Origin of the sequence: Novosphingobium sp. ERN07 (assembly GCF_012641335.1) — a bacterium.
In the GTDB taxonomy this organism is placed as follows: Bacteria; Pseudomonadota; Alphaproteobacteria; order Sphingomonadales; family Sphingomonadaceae; genus Novosphingobium.
Map to the genome: position 1 here is coordinate 1 of NZ_JABAID010000049.1, position 5,159 is coordinate 5,159.

General features: G+C 58.6%; 3 protein-coding genes. All 3 read left to right on the plus strand.

Translation table 11 applies throughout. The features are described 5' to 3' along the window. The first annotated feature begins 391 nt into the window (after positions 1-391). The 3 genes from HGI47_RS21925 to HGI47_RS21935 are packed head-to-tail and all read left to right on the plus strand — an operon-like array spanning position 392 to position 4,990. A complete protein-coding gene (locus HGI47_RS21925; protein WP_168854874.1) occupies positions 392-1,384 on the plus strand; it encodes a DUF1837 domain-containing protein in 993 nt (330 codons plus the stop codon). Then, positions 1,381-3,927: a DEAD/DEAH box helicase gene (locus HGI47_RS21930; protein ID WP_168854875.1), complete on the plus strand. Its 2,547-nt coding sequence runs from the start codon at positions 1,381-1,383 to the stop codon at positions 3,925-3,927. The genes HGI47_RS21925 and HGI47_RS21930 overlap by 4 nt, the downstream gene beginning before the upstream one ends. A gap of 13 nt (positions 3,928-3,940) precedes the next feature. Beyond that, positions 3,941-4,990: a YiiX/YebB-like N1pC/P60 family cysteine hydrolase gene (locus tag HGI47_RS21935; RefSeq protein WP_168854876.1), complete on the plus strand. Its 1,050-nt coding sequence runs from the start codon at positions 3,941-3,943 to the stop codon at positions 4,988-4,990. Positions 4,991-5,159: the final 169 nt, after the last annotated feature.

Genomic DNA, 5,159 nt, shown 5'->3' on the forward strand with positions numbered 1-5,159 from the left:
ACCAAAGCCCTTTTACCCATAGACCTGTGCGAGCCCCACCGCGGGTCGTACTTGTAAGACTTTCGTACGCCTGCCGGCGCCCGAAACCCTTCGACATTCCTGCCGATCCCTTGCGACGTGTCGAAGGGCAGGTTCGGCGAAGAACCGACATTCGACGGCTGTACGACTGCCACCGCACAACAACGTAGATTGCGCTTCCTGCACACCGGCGGCTTCCCGGAAGCCGATAGCCGAGTCTTCATCTGTTCAGTCGGAAAGCCGGACACTAAAGGCTGACCTGATTGTTTCCTCCGCCGGCCATCGCGACCCTTCGCGTTTGGCCAAGTTTCTGCTTACTTTAGCGCATCTTCGCGCTACGCTTGTTGGAGGGGTCAGATCGGCCGGGGGCAAGTTGAGCCAGCAGAGCACAGAGCAGACCGAAAGCCCAGACTTGGATACGGTTCTTGCGGCTCTTCGCCGGGACTATACCAAACTAGGGCCGAGGATAAGAGAGCTACAGCATGAGGTACTGTGCGAGTGCACAGGCGTCACTCTTCGACTGCATTTCCCGGCATTCCGGCAGGGCAAAACTACGGTTCACGAACTGGTGGAACTGACATGGCTTCATCTGACCCCTTTCGCGCTGACGCGAAAGGAAATTGATGCAGTGAGAGCGCTGCAGTCGACCTTGCCGTTCGACGATTTCCTGGTCAAAACCACTCAACTCAATGATGCGGCCGCCAAGCTTTTCATCAAGGCGCACAAGGCAACAAACCGGAATGGCGAAGCTGGCGAGCTACTGTTGTACCTCCTGACAGAATGGATTTTAGGCGCTCCACAGGTCATCGCGAAGATGACCTTAAAAACCAATCCGCAGATGCCCGTTCACGGCGCGGACGGGGTCCATGTTCGATACTGCCCTGAGACCGCGCGGCTTTTTCTGTATTGGGGAGAGTCGAAAATGTATGGCGACGTCGGTGCAGCCATCACGTCCGCCGCGAAATCGATCGCAAAATCCTTGGAGCCGGACGAGCTGGACCACGAACTACAGCTTGTTCAGCGAAATATCGATTTCACAGGATTGGGCACCGAAGGCAAGGAAGCCCTTCTGCGATATCTGGATCCGCATGAGGAAGAATATAACGAGCGCAAGGACGTCATCACCTGCCTGATCGGCTTCGATTTCGACGGCTTCCAAAAGGCCAGCGCCGCCGGCGACCAAGGCGCGGAGGATGCCTTTAGAGCGTTGGCGAAGGAGCATCTCGAAGCGGTCGCTCCTAAGGTTGCCGCTGCGCTCGAGGCGGCGGGACTGGAATCCCAGGATGTGGAGCTCTTCTTCTTCCCGCTCCCAGCCGTGCAGGAATTTCGCGATCTCTTCCAGGCCCGTATTGGCTGGCTTCCATGATGCAGGAACTGGCAGACAAAGTTTGGGGAAATCCCAGATTTCACGACGCGGCGCACCGCATCGAGCTCGCATGGCTCACTAAAGAGATCGGCGGCGTCGATGCCGGCCCCGCAGACATTAAAGATGCCACGCGGCTGATGCGTTCAGCGGCCATCCTGGCTTGCTCGGAGACAGCAGATCATCGACGCGCCGCCTTCAGGGTGGCGACTTGTGCATACGATCTGTTTGGCACCGAGCAGGCACCCTTGGATCAGGCCCTGCGCGTCGTGCTCATGCGTCTTGGTAACTTCCCATCCATCGGCACGAGAGCAGACGTAGGGTCCGCACAGCCCAGCCTTCCGTTCGCGCTTGTCGCTGAAGAAATCGCGTCGGCCGATGCGCATGAGGTGACGATAAACGGGCACACGGTGCTGCTAACAGACTTCCAGCAGAAGCTATGGCTTAGCCTTATGCAGAGCCGCCGAATTGCGCTAGCCGCGCCCACATCGGCGGGAAAATCCTTTGTATTGCAGGGGTATCTTTCGGCGCTCTTTGGCAACGACCAGGCAAAATCGGTTGTCTACATCGTCCCGACTCGTGCCTTGATCGCTCAGGTCGCGGAGGATCTGAAGGTTCAGTTTGAGGGAACGACACACGATGTTCCCGACATTGTCACGGTGCCGGTCGACGCGGACACCACGCTTGCCGAGCGCGCCATCTATGTGATGACGCAAGAGAGGGTGCAACTCGCTCTCGGCGCCCATCCCGACTTTAGCGCCAGCGTCATCATCGTCGATGAAGCGCATTCGATCGCGGACGGATCGCGGGGGGTTCTGCTTCAATGGGTTATCGATGATCTGCTTCTCCGCAATCCGACATCCCAGATCCTCTTCGCCAGTCCGGCAATCCGCAATCTGGATATCTTCGGCCGGCTATTCGGCTTGGACGACGTGATCGAATTCTCGTCTGTAGAGCCGACCGTTGCCCAGAACTTCCTGGTCACCAGCATCGAGTCAGCGAACAAGGGCAAACTTTCGATCAAGACTGCAGGGGACGGATCAAAGGCGCTACGGTCAGTCGCGACGCTGCAGCTGGATCGAACGGTCGCGAGCCGAACAGAGAAACTCGTCCATATTCCGGCGGTACTCGGGCGCGGACATTCGAACATCATCTATGCAAACAGCGCAGCGGAGGCCGAGAGTGTTGCGCTTCAACTGGCCGAGCTAATGTCTGATCGCGAGCCGACTGTCGCGCGCTTGGCTCTGTCGGACTTGGCTAAAGAAGCGGTCCACGCCAACTACGCGTTGGTTGAGTGCGTCAAGTACGGCGTCGCGTTTCACTATTCCAACATCCCCACTCAGCTTCGACGCGCAATTGAAGCGGCAGTATCGTCCGGTGAGGTCGACTTCCTCGTATGCACGAGCACACTGCTGCAAGGCGTCAATCTGCCTGCCAAAAACATCTTCATGTTTGCTCCGGAGAAGGGGCGGACCAAAGCTTTGGAGTCGACCGACTTCTGGAACCTCGCCGGTCGCGCGGGCAGACTGAAACGAGAATTCCAAGGCAACATCTTCCTCATCGACTACGACAGATGGAAGAAGAAGCCGCTCGAAGGTCCCAAGGACTCGATCATCACTCCGGCGATCGAAACCAGCCTGAACGACCATCACGATCAGCTCATGACCGTGATGGCAGGCACGCCGAGCGTTGGTCGCAGCGATGAAACCGATCTCGAGACCACCTTCGTCCGCCTTTATACCGATTTCAAAGGCGGAGACCTCAGTCAGACATTCGAACGGGCAGGCGTCGCCGCAGGCGATGCACAGTCGGGCCTGCTAGAGGCCGCGCTCGCCGCCGCAAGTGAAATGCTCACCCTCCCGGCAGCGGTTATCCGCCGGACACCAAACATATCCGCACACAAACAACAGCGGCTCTACGACCGGATAAGCGCGAAAGTGGCTCAAGGCCCCGACGTCGCTCGGACCCTCATCCCCCTGCACCCCCGCGAGAGTGAAGCTTTCCAGTCCTATGCGGATGTCCTGGAGCTTTGCCACGAGATCATTCTCGGCATCGATACCTCCAAGAATCTGCATCGGTTCCACGCTCTGATCGCGCGACGCTGGATGCTTGGCCTGCCGCTTCCTCAGATCATCGACGAGCAAATTTCACGAAATACGTCGAAGCCTGTTCGAACGACCATCAGAAACACCCTAGATTTGATCGAGGGAGACATTCGTTTCCAAGCCGTTCGACTATTTGGCTGCTATTGCGCACTTCTTGTCTACGCACTCGACAGCGCGGGGTTGGTGGACATGGTCTCGAGCATACCGTCTTTGCCGCTCTACCTGGAGATCGGGGCATCCGACAAAACGATGATCAGCTTTATTTCGCTGGGCTTGTCGCGTGTAACCGCAATGAAACTGAACGAAATGTCCGCGCGTAAGGACCTCGATACCGCCGGTGCGCTGCAGTGGCTGCGTACCCGACCGATGGAAGCGCTGGGGCTTTCCCCTCTCTTGCTTGCCGAAGTACGCGCTATCGCGACTGTCTCTTTGGCGAATTAAACATACGACTGGCTTGCAAGCCGTCATCGCCGAGGTCGAGCGCTACATGAAACGCATTAATATTGACGCCCTTCAACCGGGCGACATCGTTCTCACCGCCAGCAAGTCAGCGGCGGGTAAGGGCATTCGCGCCACGACCTTAGCCGTCGTCTCCCACGCAATGATCTGCGTACAGCACGGTTCGGTGATCGATTCCACCGGAGACGGCGTGCAGGCCCGCAATCTCCAGCGCGAGCTCTTCAAGCCATTCGAGCGTGTCTATGCCTTTCGCCTGCGCGAGCAGCTTTCCCCCGCGCGACTCGAACAAGTCATCAACTTCGCCCGATCGGAAGTGGGTACACGCTATTCGGTGCGCGAAGCCGTCCGCTCGGTTCTCCCAGGTAAGCGCCCGCGCGAACGCCGACAGTTCTGCTCGCGGCTTGTTGCCCGCGCCTACGCCCGCGTCGGCGTGCAGCTAGTTGCCGACGAGGACTATTGCACGCCCGATCAGCTGCGCCGCAGTCCGCTCCTCCTCGAGCTCAAGGGCATCACCGAGACCGTCTCGGCCCAAGAGCTCGCCGCATGGCGAGCCCGGCCAAACCCGGTCGCGATGACGCACGCGGCCCAGAACGCGATCCTCGATGGCGTGCGCAAGCTCGATCCGAAGGTGGAGAACTTCACCGACGTCGACCAGATCGTCCGGAACCATCCGGAGTGGGATCTTCAGATAGCGGCCCTGTTTAGAGTCTCCGGCTACCTCGAACTCTGGAAGACAGACGTCCAGATTAATCCTTGGCATTACAATGTCGAAGCGCTGGAGGCGGTCCTCACCCCAGCTAACCACGACGAAATTCGCACCCACTGTCGCGCGGTGATTGCCGAGACGATCTCAGGCGGTCAGCGATATCGCACTATGCTCGAGCATCACCGGCAGTCCCATCGGCTCGAGCCGCGCCAGACCACGTTCCAGCTCGTCGAGCTCTACGACCAGCTTGTTCGGAACGATGCGCTGCTCCGCGCCACGGCACACGATTGGCTGGAACGACATCATCCAGAGGATATCGACGACTATCTTGAGCAATAGCCGCCGCCTGATTGCGGCTAGTCAGACGTTGCTGACGTCCACCGACTTTGCGGTCGTAATGTTGAAGATGGGTAACCGATGTTCTCAGGCCACGGCGATCCAAGGCATGAGTTCGCCGACGCTGTTGGCGGGATGACCGTTGGCGAGCTTGGTGAGCGTGTCGGTCATC

What these genes read in the sequence shown, in the direction of transcription:
- HGI47_RS21930 (WP_168854875.1), top strand. Translation starts at nt 1,381, where the DNA reads ATGATGCAGGAACTGGCAGACAAAGTTTGGGGAAATCCCAGATTTCAC.